General features: G+C 73.3%; 11 protein-coding genes and 1 pseudogene. 1 reads left to right on the top strand and 11 read right to left on the bottom strand.

The annotated features are described in order from the left end of the window. Positions 1–50: 50 nt before the first annotated feature. The 8 genes from MUN78_RS05110 to dapA all read right to left on the bottom strand — a co-directional run bounded on the left by MUN78_RS05110 (position 51) and on the right by dapA (position 12,127). Positions 51–3,449 (bottom strand): ATP-binding protein, encoded by a 3,399-nt coding sequence (locus tag MUN78_RS05110; protein ID WP_244729241.1) that lies wholly within the window; start codon positions 3,447–3,449, stop codon positions 51–53. Then, positions 3,446–4,126 carry a DUF4194 domain-containing protein gene (locus tag MUN78_RS05105; RefSeq protein WP_244729239.1) on the bottom strand — a complete coding sequence of 227 codons (681 nt, stop codon included), beginning with the start codon at positions 4,124–4,126 and terminating at the stop codon, positions 3,446–3,448. The genes MUN78_RS05110 and MUN78_RS05105 overlap by 4 nt, the downstream gene beginning before the upstream one ends. Next, positions 4,119–5,687, bottom strand: a complete 1,569-nt coding sequence (locus MUN78_RS05100; RefSeq protein ID WP_244729238.1) for a DUF3375 domain-containing protein — start codon at positions 5,685–5,687, stop codon at positions 4,119–4,121. The genes MUN78_RS05105 and MUN78_RS05100 overlap by 8 nt, the downstream gene beginning before the upstream one ends. A gap of 6 nt (positions 5,688–5,693) precedes the next feature. Beyond that, a complete protein-coding gene (locus tag MUN78_RS05095; protein ID WP_244693453.1) occupies positions 5,694–6,728 on the bottom strand; it encodes a lipid II:glycine glycyltransferase FemX in 1,035 nt (344 codons plus the stop codon). Continuing rightward, on the bottom strand, positions 6,725–8,344 hold the full coding sequence (gene murJ / locus MUN78_RS05090) for a murein biosynthesis integral membrane protein MurJ (protein WP_244729236.1): 1,620 nt from the start codon (positions 8,342–8,344) through the stop codon (positions 6,725–6,727). Before murJ ends, MUN78_RS05095 begins: the two co-directional genes overlap by 4 nt. Then, positions 8,344–9,456 (bottom strand): lipid II:glycine glycyltransferase FemX, encoded by a 1,113-nt coding sequence (locus tag MUN78_RS05085; RefSeq protein ID WP_244729234.1) that lies wholly within the window; start codon positions 9,454–9,456, stop codon positions 8,344–8,346. The genes murJ and MUN78_RS05085 overlap by 1 nt, the downstream gene beginning before the upstream one ends. Before the next feature lie 3 nt (positions 9,457–9,459). Beyond that, positions 9,460–11,046 (bottom strand): ribonuclease J, encoded by a 1,587-nt coding sequence (locus MUN78_RS05080; protein WP_244729232.1) that lies wholly within the window; start codon positions 11,044–11,046, stop codon positions 9,460–9,462. Positions 11,047–11,149: 103 nt separating this feature from the next. Beyond that, on the bottom strand, positions 11,150–12,127 hold the full coding sequence (gene dapA / locus MUN78_RS05075; RefSeq protein WP_244693450.1) for a 4-hydroxy-tetrahydrodipicolinate synthase: 978 nt from the start codon (positions 12,125–12,127) through the stop codon (positions 11,150–11,152). 319 nt (positions 12,128–12,446) lie between these two features. Here dapA and MUN78_RS05070 point away from each other — a divergent pair, with 319 nt between their 5' ends. After that, positions 12,447–13,451, top strand: a complete 1,005-nt coding sequence (locus MUN78_RS05070; protein WP_244729229.1) for a DUF559 domain-containing protein — start codon at positions 12,447–12,449, stop codon at positions 13,449–13,451. 169 nt (positions 13,452–13,620) lie between these two features. On the opposite strand, the gene MUN78_RS05065 is transcribed toward MUN78_RS05070, so the two are convergent. The 3 genes and pseudogenes from MUN78_RS05065 to MUN78_RS05055 all read right to left on the bottom strand — a co-directional run. Then, positions 13,621–14,253 (bottom strand): dihydrofolate reductase, encoded by a 633-nt coding sequence (locus tag MUN78_RS05065; RefSeq protein ID WP_346730614.1) that lies wholly within the window; start codon positions 14,251–14,253, stop codon positions 13,621–13,623. Positions 14,254–14,255: 2 nt separating this feature from the next. Continuing rightward, a complete protein-coding gene (locus MUN78_RS05060; RefSeq protein ID WP_244730009.1) occupies positions 14,256–15,065 on the bottom strand; it encodes a thymidylate synthase in 810 nt (269 codons plus the stop codon). A 174-nt stretch (positions 15,066–15,239) separates the two neighbouring features. Further along, a pseudogene (locus MUN78_RS05055) lies at positions 15,240–15,782 on the bottom strand (GGDEF domain-containing protein); the annotation flags it as partial. Between the last annotated feature and the right edge of the window lie 215 nt (positions 15,783–15,997).

Below are 15,997 nucleotides of genomic sequence, written 5' to 3'. Positions count from 1 at the left end.
ACCCGGGCCGCCGAGCCGGCCGAGCCGACGGGGGTGCCCGGGGCGTCAGGTCAGCCCGGGAGCGCGACCTTCGGCTTCGCCCAGGATCGGCCGGCCGTGTCCTTGAGGATGTCGTACTCGACGTCCACGTGCGGCTCGATCGCGCTGTACTTGTCGTTCGGGGCGCCGATGACGAGCTGGAAACCGAGGCCGCGCCACGCCCCGATCGCGCGCTTCGTGAAGTGCGCGTCGGCCTTGATGAGCGCCTCGTCGAGGAACACCGGGGCGTAGCGGGGCCGTTCGGCGCCCGCGTCGCCGAGCTGGTAGCGCAGCGCCGCCCCCACGATGAACGCGATGAGCTCCTGGGACTCGCCGCCCGACTTCTCGCCGATGTGATCGTAGAGCGCCACGTGCTCCCCCGTCTCGGCGCGCACCTTCTCCGCGCTCACCCGCACGTGCCCGCGCACGTCGACGAGGTCGGCGAAGTCGGGCGCGGTGCGACGGATCCGCTCGATCACCCGGGACATCCGGTCGTAGGCCCCAGCACGATCCTCGTCGCTCTCGGCCGCCTCGATGCGCGCGCGCACCTCGCGCAGCTCCCTGCGGAAGCGCGTCCGCGCCTCCGACCGGGTCTCCCGCGTGGCGATCTGCAGCCGGTGCGCGTCGTCGGAGAACGGGAGCGCGCGCATGATGCGGTTGATCGGCTCGATCCGGTCGCCGATCTCGCGCAGCGCGCGCCGCAGCGTCGACTCGAGGTTCGTCAGGTCGTTGCCGGAGAGCTTGAGCAGGCTGTCGCGCCATTCGGCCTCGAGTTCGTGCAGTCCGCTCGTCTCGAGTTCGGCGAGGATGCGCGCGAAGTCCCCGAAGGAGGTGTCGGGGTCGGCGCGGAGGTTCGGGTTCGGCCAGCTCTCCAGGAATCCCTCGAAGACCCGCGCGAGCGCCGCTCGCTGGTCCTCGAGCGTCTCCTGCGCGAGGCGCCGGTCCTCGAGGAGGCGCTTCGCCGCCGTCTCCATCACGGCGTCGAAGCAGCGCAGTTCCTCGTCCGGCGCGGCATCCGGCGCGGCATACGTCGCGGCATCCGGCGCGGCATCCGGCGCGGGGCCCGTGCCGTCGGTGCCCGACGCGAAGCGGTCGTCGAGGTAGGCCGCCTGGGCGGGCGCCAGGGCGCGGCCGGCGTGCTCCGCGGCGTCGACCGCGCCCTGCGCCGCATCGACCTCGTCGCTCAGCGCGGCCCAGCGCTCGGCGATCCGCTCGCGGACGGCCTTGGCCCGGCCGACGTCCTCCTGCAGCGCGGCTGCGCGCCGCCCCGCGTCGGCGAGGCGCCGCTGCAGCTCGGTCACCCGCGCATCACCGTCCGAGATCCCCGCGATCACCGCCTCCCAGCGCGCCTGCTCCCGCAGCACGGCGTCGACGTCGAGCTCGCTCCAGCGCAGTTCGGCGATGCGCGCGTAGACGGCGCTCCTGGCATCGAGCTCGTCGAGCGCGGCCGCCGCCAGCCGCTCCGTCTCGGCGGCGGCGGCGAGGCGCTCGCGCAGCCGCTCGATCTCCGCGTCGAGCGCGGCGAGCCGCCGGCGGTTCGAGGTGCCGAGCGCGTTCGCGCGGCCCTGCCCGCCGTGCGCGCCCGAGCCGCCGCGGGAGCTCTGCCCCGTGATGGTGAGCGCGGCCGGATGCCGGCCGAGCTCGGCGGCGCTGTCGACGCAGACGAAGTCGAAGCCGTCCCTCAGCCGTTCCTCCAGCCACCCGGCGAAGGCGCCGTCGCGCACCTCGAGGCGGCCGGGGAGCGTCGCGGGATCGGCCGCCGCGGGGCGCGCGAGACCCGCTCGTGCGCCCTCGTAGCTCAGGCGCACCGGAGCCGGCACGCCGTCGATGGCCGCGCGGAAGCCCGCGAGCCGTTCGCGGTCGACGAGCAGCTTCGTCGTGAACCCGCCGAGCGCGAGGTTGCAGGCCTCGCGCCACGGCTCGAACTCGGTGCGCACCTCGAGCAGCTCGCCGACGAACGGCAGCTCGTCGGCGCGGAGCCCCGCCGCGTCGGCGAGGCGCTCGCGCGCCTGCTGCAGCGCGGCGGGGATGTTGCTGCTGCGCTCGCCCGCCTCCCGGCGTTCGGTCTCGGCGGCGGCGAGTTCGGCGGCGAGCGCGGTGCGCGCGGCGCGCGCCTCGGCGTAGGCCTCGCGCGGCGCCGACTTCGCGCCGGTCGTCGCGAGTGCTGCCGCGGCCTCCTCGGCGAGGGCCGCGAACTCTGCCGCGGTGCCCGCGGCGAGCCCGAGCGGCGCGAGCAGCTCGTCGAGCCGGCCGCGCGCCGCGCGTACCGTCTCCAGACGGCGCGCGATCCCGCGCAGCTCGCGCTCCGCGGTCTCGATCCGGTCGCCGCCAGACGCCCGCAGCAGTTCGCGCAGGCCGTCGCGGTCGGCCTCGGCCGCCGCCGCGGCCGCCTGCTGCTCGCGCACCTCGGCCTCGGCGCGTCTGGCGCGCCGCTGCAGTTCGGCCTCGGCCGCGCGCAGGCGCGCGAGTCTGCGGTCGCTGCGCCAGAGCGCCACGAGCGAGCCGGGGTCGGCGGGCCGGCCGAGCTCCTCGAGCAGCCGCAGCCGGTCGATCGCGGCATCGATCCGTTCCCGCATGCCCGCGATGGGGCGCAGCGCGCGCACCTGCTTCTGCGCCGTCACCATGCGCTCGCGCGTGCCCTCGAGCTCGTCGAAGTGCGCGACGACGGCGTCGGCGGTCGCGAGCGACTCCGGCTCCTCGAGCACCATCCGCTTGTAGAGCTCGTCGACCGTGGTGATCTGCTGCCCCGCCTGGATGCGGGCGAGGAGGCTCATCGCCTTCGCCCCGGCGCCGGCCGCGCCGATCCCGAGCACCGCATGGAGCCGCGCCGAGAACTCGCGATCGGTCGGCACGGGCTCGAGGCCGGCCGCGCGCAGGGCCGCGTCCGAGAACCGGCGGGCCGCGGCGGCCTCGAGATCCCGCAGCTCGACCGGGCCGTCGGCGCTCGCGCGCACCCGCACGGTCTCCTCGAGCGCCCGGGCGCCGGCCGGGATGTACCAGGCGCGCACGGCCGAGAACCGCGATCCGTCGTGGTCGACCCAGGTCATGGCGATCGCCGTCCAGGTGTCGGCGCCGTCGCCGCGCAGCACGCGGGTGCGGGTGCCCTCCTCGCTGCGCGACACGTCGAGCTTGCCCCGCGCGTAGGAGAGGATGTTGCGCTGCTCCTCGCCGCGCGCCCGCCCCATGACCCCGCCGTTCGATGCGCCGTTGAACGGCGTGGTGTGCGGCATCATGAGGGCGATGTAGGCGTCCATGAGCGTCGACTTGCCCGATCCCGACCCGCCGCACAGCAGCGTCGCCCGCGGCGAGAACCGCACGCGGTGCGCGCCGTCGTAGCCGCCCCAGTTGACGAGCTGGAGGTCCTCGGCGAGCCACTGCTGGCCGCGGGACCCCGCGGGGATCAGCCCGAAGAGCGTGTCGAGCATGGTCATCGGGTCGCCCCCTCCGGTTCCGCGGTCCGCTCGCGCAGCCACGCGTCGAGCTCGCGCAGCCGCTCGGCGCTCAGCACGATCTCGACGAGGGGGCCGACGCGGTAGCGGCCCTCGGACTCCTCGTCGACGATGCCGTCCTGGCGCAGCCGCGTGAGCGCCGAGCGCACGGCGCGCTGGCGCTTCGCGAGATCGCCGTCGGTCTCCGCGAAGTAGCTGAGCACCGTCTGCTCGACCTCCTCGACGTCGACGCGGGCCGCGGGCTCCCCGGAGCTCGACTCGCGCTGATAGACCGTCCGCAGATACACGAGGACGAGGGTCTCCGCGCGGGAGTAGGCCTCGTCGCGCAGCAGGATCGGCGCGTCGAGGCCCTCGGCCCGCACCTGCTGCTTGTAGGCGACGCCGCGCCCCTGGTCGACGACCAGGCGGACGAAGAGCTCGTGCAGCCGGGACTCCACGAGGTGCTGGTGGTCGAGGAGCACCCGCCAGTCCTCGGGATGCCGCTCGGCCAGCAGGAAGCGGCGCTGCAGGAGCCGCACCAGCACGCGCCGCACCGCGGGGTCGAGCACGCCGCGGTCGCCGGCGAAGCAGGCGTCGGGATCGCCCTCCATCGGCAGCGGGGCGACGAAGGGCTCGGGATCGGGGCGCGCGGGGTCCGGGGCGGGCACGGGATCAATCATCGTCGGGGTCCTTGTCTGCGGGGGCGGGAGCGGGCGCGGGGGCGGCGTCGGGCGCGGAGGCGGCGTCGGGATCGGGCGCGGGGTCGGGCCCGGGGTCGGCGGACGCCGTGACGGCGGCGAAGGCGAACTCGCGCCGCGTGCCGTCGGGGCGGACCGCGCGGGCCACGGAGACCTCCTCCCCCTCGGTCATGCCGTTGCGGTGGGCGATCTCGAGGAGGCCGAGCAGGTCGACCGGGCGCCGCGTGGACGCGTCGGCGCCCGCGAAGGCCTCGGCGAGGTCGAAGCGGTCGCCGAGGCCCGCGACGTACGCCTCGAGCTCGGCGTAGCGGGGACCGCCCCAGGCACGGGTATCGGCATCGGCGAACTCCGCCTCGGCCGCGCCGTCCGCGAGCGGGGCGGGGGTGCGCGGCGGGCGGAGCTCGCTGACGGTCTGCCTGAGGTGCCCGATGCCCGCGCTCGGGAAGCCGCGCACCGGCGCCACCTCCTCGCCCGGCCGCGAGCTGCGCATCCATCCCTGCAGCCCGGACATGACGCTCCGCAGCAGTTCGTCCACCTCGCGGTCCCGCGCGGGATCGTGGGTGCGCACCTGGGCGGTGATGACGTGCGAGGCGCCCCGCTGCGCCGTGAGCACCTCCTGCACGCCCTGCTCGACCCTGCGGGCGACGGCGTCGAGGTCGTCCCGCTGCTGCGCCCCGAGCAGCCGGGCGAAGGGCTGCCCGAGGAGCGCGCGGAGCTGTTCCGTGAGCCGATCGATGTGCTCCGGATCCCCGATGAGGGCGAGCGCGCCCGAGAACGCGCGTCCCTCGGGGGTCGCCTGCATGACGTGCTGCCCGCGCTGCAGGTACTCCCTGAGCACCTCGCCCGCCGGGCGGACGTCGCGGCGCAGTTCGGCGACGACGTCGCGCTGCATGGCGTTGATCGACTCGGCCACCCGGGAGAAATCGGCGGGCAGCTCGCGGGAGAGGTGGAGCACGTGCTCCGCGCCCTCGATGAGCTGCTCCTCGTCGGGCGGATCCATCGCCCGCCCCTCGCGCTCGGCCGCCTCCAGCCGCGCGATCTCCGCATCGAGCGCCGCACGCTCCCCGTGGAGCCGGGCGAGGCGCTCCGCGGGATCGGTCTCGGCGTGCTGCACGAGCTGCTCGACCGAGTCGAGCAGCGTGCGCACGCGGGAGCGCGAGACGCGGCTGCGGCCGCCGCCCGCGCGCCCCGCGATCTCGAGCGCGCCGACGGCCTGCGCCGAGAGCCGGTAGACCTCCGCGCCGTCGACGATCTGCGGCACGAGCCAGCCGAGCCGCACCCAGGAGCGGCAGAGCTCGCGCGGCGTGCCGGAGGGCAGCCCTCGGCCCTCCTCGGCGTAGCCGGCGGCGCGCAGCTCCTCGACGGCCTCGCCGATCTCGGCGTGCGCGTCGGGGATCGCGACGGCCGGTCGATCGGCCGTGAAGACGAGCGACAGCACGGCGACGACGAACGGCGCGTGGCGCCCGTGCAGGAGGTCGAGCGTGGGGTTCGTGAATGCCGCGAGGGCGCGCCGGTAGGCGCCCGCGGCGCGGGTGGCGGTCACGCGGGCTCAGCGGCGGCGGAGCGCGCGCACGACCCGCTTGGCGAGCGGCAGCCCCTCGGTCCAGATCCCGTACCCCGGCCCCGGGCGGTCCCACGAGCCCGCGAGCAGGTTCTCGTGCGAGGCCCAGCCCTTCTTGAAGGTCGTCACGCCGTCGTTGATGAGGCCGCCGAAGTCGTAGCGCTCGATCCCGATCGAGCGCATGTGCCGGATCACGTGCCACTTCAGCGCGTAGTTCGCGCGGAGCCGCTGCCCCGTCTCGTCCATGCCGCCGTAGAGCTCGAAGGCGGTGCGCTCCGATTTCGCCATGAAGAGGAAGGCGACGGGGCGGTCCTCGACGTAGGCCGCCCACACCGGCGCGTCCTCCCCGAGCATCGTGAACGCGTCGTGGTAGTAGGAGTCCTCGTGCAGGCCGAAGTCGGCGCGCTCGCTCGTCCGCCGGTAGACCTCGAGGCACGCGTCGAGCTGCGCGCGCGTCTCCACGGGGCGGATCTCGAGCGACTCCTCCCGACCGGCCTTGCGCACGTACTGCCGGTGCTTCTTCGACATGTCGCCGAGCAGCTCGTCCTCCGGCGTGCGCAGGTCGAGGATCAGCGTGCGCGCGGGCAGCACGGGCGTCCGGGCCTCCCGCCACTTCGGCCCGAGCGGGAAGGCGCCGGCGTCCTCATCGGGCTCGATCGACACGGCGACGGCGCGACGGGTGGCGCGCACGTGCTCGGCGACGGCCTCCGCGATGGCGGCGGGGCCGGGCTCGGCGGCGGGCCGCTCGGGATCGGCGGCGTCGCGGGCCACGACGGGGCCGCGCGGCGCGTAGACGAAGCCGCCGAGCGGGCCGGGCAGTCGGCGCGTGAGGAGCTGGCAGGCGCCGACGACGCTCCCGTCGCCGGCGCGGACGAGCACGCGCTCGGCGCTCCAGCGGTGCGCGGCCTTCAGTTCGCCCCAGCCCCACAGCTGCAGGGGGTGGCCGCCGAGGCGCCTGATGGTCGCGTCCCACTCGGCGCGATCGGTGCAGGGGGTGACGGTGAGGTTCGCGGCGGAGGTCACGAGCGGTTCCTTCGGAGTTTGCGGGAGACGAATGCGGTGAGCTCGGCGAGCTCTGGCGAGCGGAGCAGGCCCAGGCAGAGGACGTAGGCGCCGGCGACGACGGCGGTGACGGCGAGGGCGAAGGCGAGGGCGATGGGCGCGCCGGCGTCGGGCACGGCGAGACGGAGCAGCCACGCGACGAGCAGGCCGAGCAGGAGCGCCGGCGCGGCGGCCAGCACGAAGGTGACGACGCTGCGCAGGATCCGGCGGCCGTCGATCGCCCCGATCTTGCGCCGCAGCATCCAGCTCGCGAGGAGCGCCTGCACGATCGTGGCGAAGGACCAGACGAGCGCGAAGCCCATGCCGATGCGCGCCGCGGGGAGCACGGCGGGCAGGCACAGGGACAGCGCGATCACGATGCCCATCTGCACGGAGGTGAAGACGAACGGCGTGCGGGTGTCGGAGAGGGCGTAGAAGGCCCGCTGCACGACGAAGAGGAAGCTGTAGGCGGCGAGGCTCACCACGTACGCCTGGAGCGCCTGCGCGAACTGCTCCACCTGCAGCGCCGTCGCCCCGAAGTTGATGATGCGGGCCACGAAGGGCGCCGCCGCGAAGAGCGCCGCCGAGCCGAGCACCATGACGAGCGCGATCTGCCGCGCCGAGGCGGAGAAGTCGGCGCGGAACTCCGCCATCCGCCCGGTCTGCCCCCATTCGGAGAGCCGCGTGAAGTACGCGGTCGCGAGCGAGACGGCGATCACCGAGTGCGGCATCATGAAGATGAGCCACACGTTCTGCATCGCGCTCGTGGACGGCCCGTCGCCCGAGCCGATCGCGACGATGTTGTTCGTCACGAAGCCGCCGAGCTGCATCACGGTGATCGTCGCGAGGCTCCAGCTCGCGATGCGGGCGGTGCGGCCGAGGCCCATGCCCTTCCACTTGAAGTCGGGACGGTAGCGGATCCCCGCCTTCCGCCAGGAGACGAAGAGGATCAGCGCCTGCGCGACCACGCCGAGCGTCGCACTGCCGGCGAGCACGCCGATCGAGAGCGGGTCCCATTCGAAGACCGTGCGGGAGCCGTGCGGGTCGGCGCCGAAGAGCACGATGAAGAGCACGATGCCCGCGATGCCGATGACGTTGTTGAGCACGGGGGCCCAGGTGAACGGGCCGAACACGCTCTTGGCGTTGAGCACCTCGCCGAGCACCGTGTAGAGGCCGTAGAACACGATCTGCGGGAGGCACCAGTACGCGAAGCCCGTCGCGAGCGCCAGCTGCTCGGGCGGCCAGTGCACCGCGGTCAGCCACACGATCCAGGGGGCCGCGAGCATCGCGATCACCGTGATCGCGAAGAGCACGGCGGAGATCAGCGTGAGGATCTTGTTGATGTAGCCCGCGCCGCCGTCGGGGCCGTGCGCGGCCCGGACGATCTGCGGCACGAGCACCGCGTTGAGCATGCCGCCGAGGAGCACCATGTACAGGGTGTTCGGCAGCAGGTTGCCGTTGGCGAAGGCGTCGGCGGAGACGGCGCCGACGGAGCCGATCGCGTAGGCGAGCAGCACGGCCTTCACGAGGCCGAGGATGCGCGACACCATGGTGCCCGACGCCATCACGGCGCTCGCGCGGATGAGTCCTGCGGCCATCAGTAGTAGGGGTCCTTCTGCAGGGCGAGGGAGGCGCGGCGCGCGATCCGATCGCCGAGCCGGGTCCACAGCGCGTAGGCGCGCCGTCGCAGCGGCAGATCGTAGGCGCCCGCGTAGTCCGTGATCACGGGCTGGAAGGATCGCTTGAACTGGCCGACGCCGAAGAGCGGATGCTCGCGGTCGTCCGCGCGATCGCTCGGGGGCGCCCCGCACAGGTCGTGCACGGTCGCGCCTCGCGCGTTCGCCCACCGCAGGACCTCCCACTGCAGCGCGTGCGACGCGCCGTACGCGGTCTTCGCCCGCACCGAGGCGCCGTCCTTGTAGGTGGTCTTCGCGCCGAGCCCCATGGCGAAGGCGCCGGCGACGAGCACCGGCGCGCCATCGGCGTCCGGGCGATGGGCGAGGAACAGCTGGCCGTCGCCCGAGCGGGAGAAGCTCTGCCAGAACTCGCGGTAGTACCGCTCCGAGCGCAGCACGAACCGACCCTCGGCGGTCTCCTGGAGCAGACGGACGAACGCGGCGCAGTTCTCCTCCGTCGCGGGGACCCGCGAGGCGACGATGCCGTCGCGCGCGGCGCGCGTGATCGCGTTGCGGGCCTTCTTCCCGAGCCCGGCGAGGAGCTCGCGATCCGCCTCGGGCGTTCCCGGGGCGGCCTCCGTCGCGACGTCGACGAGCACGGTCGACGGGTTCGGGATGATCCGGACGGTCTCGCGGTACCCGGCGGCGCGGATCGCGGGCCGCGCGGCCGGGGCGAGGCGCGGTTCGATCTTCAGGAGGAACGCGCCGCTGCGGCGCGCGAGCGCGGCCACCGCGGCCGAGACGGCGAGCACCGCCTCGGGATCCTCGCCCGCGGGACCCGCCGGCAGATGCCACCACTCGCCGAGCAGCGGCACGCGCTTGGCGAGCACGCCGACCGCGACGGGCGGCGCCGCGGTCCGCTCGACGATGACGCGCCGATCCCGGTACCGCCCCTCTCGGCGCTTCACGCCCAGGTAGGCGTCGCCCATCCACACCTCGCCGCCGCCCGGGTTCGCCGCGACGAGCGCGTCCCACTCGGAGCGCTCGGCCTCGGTCGCGAAACGGGCGACGGCGTCGGATGCGGCGGGAGCCACCCCCTACACCACCACCACGACGGGGACGATCATCGACTTGCGGCGCAGCTTCGTGCCGACCCAGCGGCCGACCGTGCGGCGGGTGATCTGCTGCAGGGCGTGCTGATCGGTGACGCCGTCCTTCATGGCCTGCTCGAGCGCATCGGCGATCTGCGGCTTGATCTTGTCGAAGACCCGGTCGTCCTCGGCGACGCCCTTGGCGTGCACCTCGGGACCGGAGACGATCTGGCCGAGGCTCGTCTCGACGACAGTGATCACCGAGATGAAGCCCTCCTCGGCGAGCGTGCGGCGATCCCGCAGATCGTCGTCGGTGACGCGGCCGACGCTCTTGCCGTCGACGTAGATGAAATCGATCTCGAGCTGGCCGACCTTGCGCGCCACGCCGTCGACGAGGTCGACGACCGTGCCGTTCTCGCCGATGATGGTGCGGTTCTGCGGCACCCCGGTCTCGATCGCGACGCCCGCGTTCGCGATGAGGTGCCGGTACTCGCCGTGGATCGGCATGACGTTCTTCGGCCGCACGATGTTGTAGCAGTACATGAGCTCGCCCGCCGAGGCGTGGCCGGAGACGTGCACCTTCGCGTTGCCCTTGTGCACGACGTGCGCGCCGAGCTTCATGAGGCCGTTGATGACGCGGTACACCGAGTTCTCGTTGCCCGGGATGAGGCTCGACGCGAGGATCACCGTGTCGCCCGCGCCGATCTCGACCTGGTGCTCCTGGTTCGCCATGCGGCTGAGCACCGCCATCGGCTCGCCCTGGGAGCCGGTGGACATGTAGACGATGCGCTCGTCCGGGATGTCGCCGCTCTTCTTGAGGTCGACGAGCACGCCCTCGGGCACCTCGAGGTAGCCGAGGTCGGAGGCGATCTTCATGTTGCGCACCATGGAGCGGCCGAGCAGCACGACACGGCGGCCGTTCTTCTGAGCGGCGTCGAGCACCTGCTGCACGCGGTGGACGTGACTCGAGAAGCTCGCGACGACGACCTTGCCCGTGGCCTTCTCGATGACGCGCTCGAGCACGGGCCCGATGTCCTTCTCGAGCGGGGTGAAGCCGGGCACCTCGGCGTTCGTCGAGTCCGTCATGAAGAGGTCGACGCCCTCCTCGCCCAGGCGGGCGAAGGCGCGCAGATCGGTGATGCGGCCGTCGAGCGGCAGCTGGTCCATCTTGAAGTCGCCCGTGCCGATCACGAGGCCGGCGTCCGTGCGGATCGCGACCGCGAGCGCGTCGGGGATCGAGTGGTTCACCGCGATGAACTCGAGATCGAAGGGGCCCGTGGTGATGCGGTCGCCCTCGGCGACGACGCGCGTCTCGGGGCGGATGCGGTGCTCCTTCAGCTTCGCCTCGACGAAGGCGAGGGTGAGCTTCGATCCGATCAGCGGGATGTTCTCGCGGCGCTTGAGCAGGTACGGCACACCGCCGATATGGTCCTCGTGGCCGTGCGTGAGGACCACGGCGACGATGTCGCCGAGCCGATCCTCGATCTTCGAGATGTCGGGGAGGATGAGATCCACGCCCGGCTGGTGCTCCTCGGGGAAGAGCACGCCGCAGTCCACGACGAGCAGCTTGCCGTCGATCTCGTAGACCGTCATGTTGCGGCCGACTTCGCCGAGTCCGCCGAGCGGCGTGACGCGGAGGGTGCCCGCTTCGAGTGCGGGCGGGGTGATGGGGGGTTGGGCACTGGGCCTCCTGTTATTAGCGGGTGGTGCCTGCGATCTGGGGCAGGGCACCGCCGGCAGCCGCGTTGCGGTCCGGCCTGAAGTTCGAGAAATCGACGCCCGGGACGTCCGTCACGAGGGAGAGCTCGTCCTCGATGAGGGCGGCCTCCCACTCCTCCGGACCCACGAGGGGCAGTCGGACACGGGGGCTGCCGATGCGGCCGAGCCCGTGCAGGATGTACTTCGTCGACACAGTACCGGGCACGTGCGTCATGACGGCGCGCACGAGCGGCTCGAGCCGCTGGTGCATGTCGCGCGCGGTGTGCAGGTCGCCGGCGTTGACCGCGTCGATGATGGCGCGGTACGGCGCCGAGGCGATGTTCGCCGTGACGCCGATGAGGCCGGTCGCGCCGATCGCCAGCTCGGGGAGCACGTTCGCGTCGTCCCCGGAGAAGTACATGAGGTCGGTCTGGTTGAGCACGCGGCTCACCTCGCTGAGGTCGCCCTTGGCGTCCTTCACGGCGAGGATGTTGGGGTGCTTGGCGAGGCGGAGGATCGTCTCGTACATGATGGGCACGCCCGTGCGGCCGGGGATGTCGTAGAGGATCACCGGGAGGTCGGTCGCATCGGCGACGAGGCGGAAGTGCGTGAGCAGGCCCGCCTGCGTCGGCTTGTTGTAGTACGGCGTGACGATCATGACGCCGTCGGCCCCGGCCCGCTCGCTGGCGCGGTAGAGCTCGATGGCGTGCGCGGTCTCGTTGGAGCCGCCGCCCGTGATGATCTTGGCGCGGCCCGCGGACACCGACTTCGCGACCTCGACGAGCCTGATCTTCTCGGGGTCCGTCAGCGTCGAGGTCTCGCCGGTCGTCCCGGTGACCACGATGCCGTCGGCGCCGCTCTGGATGCAGTCGTCGATGTGCTTCTCGGTCGCGGCCCAATCGACTTCGCCGTCGGCCTGGAAGGGCGTGACGAGCGCGACGAGGACCTGACCGAAGGGGTTTTCCTGGTGTGCCACCCTCCTAGGCTACCGGACCTTTCGGCTCCGGGCGCCCAGGCGGCTCCGCCCCTCCGCACTCCCTCGGGCGGCCCGGGGCTCCGCCCCTGCTCCCGGGGCGCGTCGCGGCACCGTCCCCGCTCCTCTCCCCCCCCCGGGGGGGGAAAGCGCCGCGGATGACGCGAAGCGGGCGCATTCCGCGCAGTCGCCCCGCCGCGCGTGAATTCCGCAGCCGCATCGGGCGGAGCGGATGCCGCTCACAGGCGCGCCGAGCCCGCGTGCGTCGGGTGCGCCCTGTGGATATCACGGGATCCGCGCTGCGCCGGGGCAGCATCGGAGCATGTCGCGACACCCGCAGCCGCTACCGCCCCGTCTCCGGCTCGCGCCGTTCTCGGTGCGCGAGGGCCGCGCCGCCGGGCTCACCGACGACCGCCTGCGCGGACGCGACCTTCTGCGCCCGTACCGCGGGGTCCGCGCGGCGGCGGATCGAGCCGACGGCGCCGGATCCTCCCCGGACCCGCTGCGTCTGCGGCTGCTGCATTCGGCCGTCGCGTACCTGCCGCTGCTCAGGGCCGAGCGGGGCGAGCTCTTCAGCGGCACGACCGCGCTCCTGCTGCACGGCGCCCCGATCCGCCTCACCCGCGTCGAGGTCCACGTCGTGATCCCGCGACCGCACGGGCCGGCGAGAACCGCCGGTGTCCACGGGCACAGCACCGCGGTGCCCTTCGCCCCGCACGTCATCCGGGCGAGCGGGCGCCTCCTCCCCTGCGTGCCGCCGGGCATCGCCCTGATCCAGGCGGCGCCGCTGCTCGCGTTCCGGGAGCTCGTGGTCGCCGCCGATCACCTCATCGCGCCGGTCCGCGGCGGGAGCCCGCTCATCGCGCACGCGGAGCTGATCGCGCTGGCCGCTCGCAGCCGCGGCGCGGGGATCCAGAAGCTGCGCATGGCGCTGCAGGCGGCCAGAGCCGGCGCCGAGTCCCGCATGGAGACGCTCATGCATCTCGAACTCGCGAAGCTCGGGAACGACACGCTGGAGCTGCAGGCCGTGATCCGCGATCGGCGGGGGCGTTTCATCGGACGGTTCGATGCCGCGGACCGCGAGCGCAGGCGCATCGTCGAGTACGACGGCGAGCAGCATCGCACGGATCGTCGGCAGTATCTCCGCGACGAGCGCAGGCTCGACCAGGTGCGCGAGGAGGGCTTCGCCGTGCTGCGACTGCACCGGGAGGACTTCTTCGACGCGCAGCTCTCGAGCACCGGGGCGCGCATGCTCGCCTTCCTCGGCCGCGACCCCCGTCCGGTGCCCCGCGGCCTCGCCCGCTACCTCCACGCGCCCACGCACTGAACGCCCCGCCCGGCTCGTCGCGCCCCGGCACGCCCGCCACTCCAAACGCCCGAGACCCCGCGGAATTCACGCGAACGGGGCTCACGTCACGAGTTCAGGCCCGTTCGCGTGCATCGCAGGCCAGTCGGGACGCGCGCGACAGGACATCGGGCGCGCGAGGGAGCGCCGCTCAGGCGCGGTGCCAGCGCTCGAAGCGGTAGCCGAGGCCCGACCGCGAGACGAGCGGTTCCCCGGGGTCGACGAGCGTCCACTCGGAGCCGATCGGCGGGGCGAAGGTGTCGGCATCCGGCACCTCGAGATCGATCCGCGTGACGATCAGCTCATCGGCGAGCGGCATGGCCGCGGCGTAGAGCGAGCCGCCGCCCATGATCCAGGCGGTGTCGGAGGCCTCGTCCGCGGGCGCGGCCGTCCCAGGCGCGTCCGCATCCGCATCCGCATCGGCCCCGGAAGCGTCGGTGCGGGGCGCGTGCGCACTCGTGGACTCGGCCGCGCGAGTCCCGGACGATCCCGCGGCCTCCGCGGCGCGCGCGACCGCGTCCTCGAGCGATCGGACGACGACCGCCCCGGGCGCGTCGAGTTCCGCGGCGCGCGTGACGACGAGATTCGTGCGCCCGGGCAGCGGACGGAAGCGCTCGGGGAGCGACTCCCAGGTGCGCCGCCCCATGATCACGGGCGCACCGAGCGTCACGCGCTTGAAATGCGCGAGATCCTCGGGGAGCCGCCACGGCATGGTGCCGCCGCGGCCGATGGCGCCCCGCCCGCCGGCGCCGCGGGCCTCCGCCCACACCATCCCGAGCCGCACGGCTACACCGCCACCGGAGCCTTGATGCCCGGGTGGTGCCGGTAGTCGAGCACCTCGAAGTCCTCGAGCGCGTAGTCGAAGATCGAATCGGCCTTCCGGATCGCGATCCGCGGATACGGGAACGGCTCCCGGGCGAGCTGCCGCTCGACCTGCTCCACGTGGTTGTCGTAAATGTGGCAATCGCCGCCCGTCCACACGAACTCGCCGGGCTCGAGGCCGGTCTGCTGCGCCACCATGAGGGTGAGCAGCGCGTAGCTCGCGATGTTGAACGGGACGCCGAGGAACATGTCGGCCGAGCGCTGGTAGAGCTGGCAGGAGAGCTTGCCGTCGGCGACGTAGAACTGGAAGAAGGCATGGCAGGGCGCGAGCGCCATCTCGCCCAGATCCGCCACGTTCCAGGCCGACACGATGATGCGGCGCGAGTCGGGGTTCTGCCGCAGCTGATCGATGACGTTCTGGATCTGGTCGATGTGCTCCCCGGACGGGGTCGGCCAGGAGCGCCACTGCACCCCGTAGACGGGGCCGAGCTCGCCGCGCTCGTCCGCCCACTCGTCCCAGATCGTCACGTCGTGCTCCTGCAGGAAGGAGATGTTGCTCTCGCCGCGGAGGAACCACAGCAGTTCGACCGCGACGGATTTGAAGTGCACGCGCTTCGTGGTGAGCAGCGGGAACGACTCCGCGAGATCGAAGCGGATCTGCTTGCCGAAGAGGCTGCGAGTGCCGGTGCCGGTGCGGTCCGACTTCGGGTCGCCGTGCTCGTAGACCTCGCGCAGCAGGTCCTCATAGGGGGTCGGGATCGCGTTCGCACTCACGCGCGTCAGTCTACCGCCCGCCTCCGACACCGGATCCGGCACCGCCGCAGAAACCGGTCCAGGCACCGCCGCAGATCCCGCCTCCGGCACCGCCCCGGGCGCGGAGGCGGCGGCGGCCCGCTTCCGCGCGCGTTTCGCCTCCAGCATCCGCAGGTCCGCGCGCGACACGAAGTCCCTCGGCGCCTCGCCCCGCCGCCATTCGGCGACGCCGAACGACCAGGCGATCGGCGCGGCGTCGCGCTGCCAGCGCTCGCCGATCCCGGCCGCCTCGCGCGCGTCGCGGCCCGCGAGCAGCACGGCGAACTCGTCCCCGCCGATCCGCCCGATCGCGTCGTCGCGCCCGAGCCGCGGCCGGATGTCGCCCACGAACTCCTGGAGCGCGCGGTCGCCGGCGAGGTGCCCCCGGTCGTCGTTCACCGCTTTGAAGCCGTCGAGGTCGACGTAGAGCAGGGACAGCGGTTCCCCGCGGCGCTCGGCTCGCGCCGACGCCCGCCGCAGCTCGCGCTCGAAGCCGCGCTGGTTCCAGACCTCGCACAGCGCATCCGTGAGCGAGGCCCGCTCGATCCGGCGCTTGAAGGAGCCGATGAGCTCGCCGAGGGCGACCCCCGTCGTCGTGAGCGTGACGAGCACGGGGACGAGATCCGCGCCGAAGCGCACGAGCACGATCGTCGCGTACGCCGCGAGCCACCCGAGGCCGAGCAGGCGCGCGAACCACATCGGCGTGAACCAGACGAGGTAGAGGAAGAAGGGCGCGAAGAGCAGGCCGGTGTTGAGGGCGCGCAGCTCGTTGACGGCGAAGACCGCGGACGGGACGACGACGAGCATCGTCGCCACCATGAGCGTGCGCGCCGCGCCCCGGGAGAAGCGGCGCCCGCGGAGGAGCACGATGACCGCGACGAGCACCGCGGCGATCGCGACGGCGACAAGGTCCG

It is taken from the genome of Leucobacter allii, from assembly GCF_022919155.1.
In the GTDB taxonomy this organism is placed as follows: Bacteria; Actinomycetota; Actinomycetes; order Actinomycetales; family Microbacteriaceae; genus Leucobacter; species Leucobacter allii.
This window is presented reverse-complemented; position numbering and strand designations above follow the sequence as displayed.

Excerpts from the sequence above, each read along its gene's own strand:
- MUN78_RS05110 (WP_244729241.1), bottom strand. The coding sequence starts at position 3,449 with ATGACCATGCTCGACACGCTCTTCGGGCTGATCCCCGCGGGGTCCCGC.
- MUN78_RS05105 (WP_244729239.1), bottom strand. The coding sequence starts at position 4,126 with ATGATTGATCCCGTGCCCGCCCCGGACCCCGCGCGCCCCGATCCCGAG.
- murJ (WP_244729236.1), bottom strand. The coding sequence starts at position 8,344 with ATGGCCGCAGGACTCATCCGCGCGAGCGCCGTGATGGCGTCGGGCACC.
- MUN78_RS05080 (WP_244729232.1), bottom strand. The coding sequence starts at position 11,046 with ATGACGGTCTACGAGATCGACGGCAAGCTGCTCGTCGTGGACTGCGGC.
- MUN78_RS05070 (WP_244729229.1), top strand. The coding sequence starts at position 12,447 with ATGTCGCGACACCCGCAGCCGCTACCGCCCCGTCTCCGGCTCGCGCCG.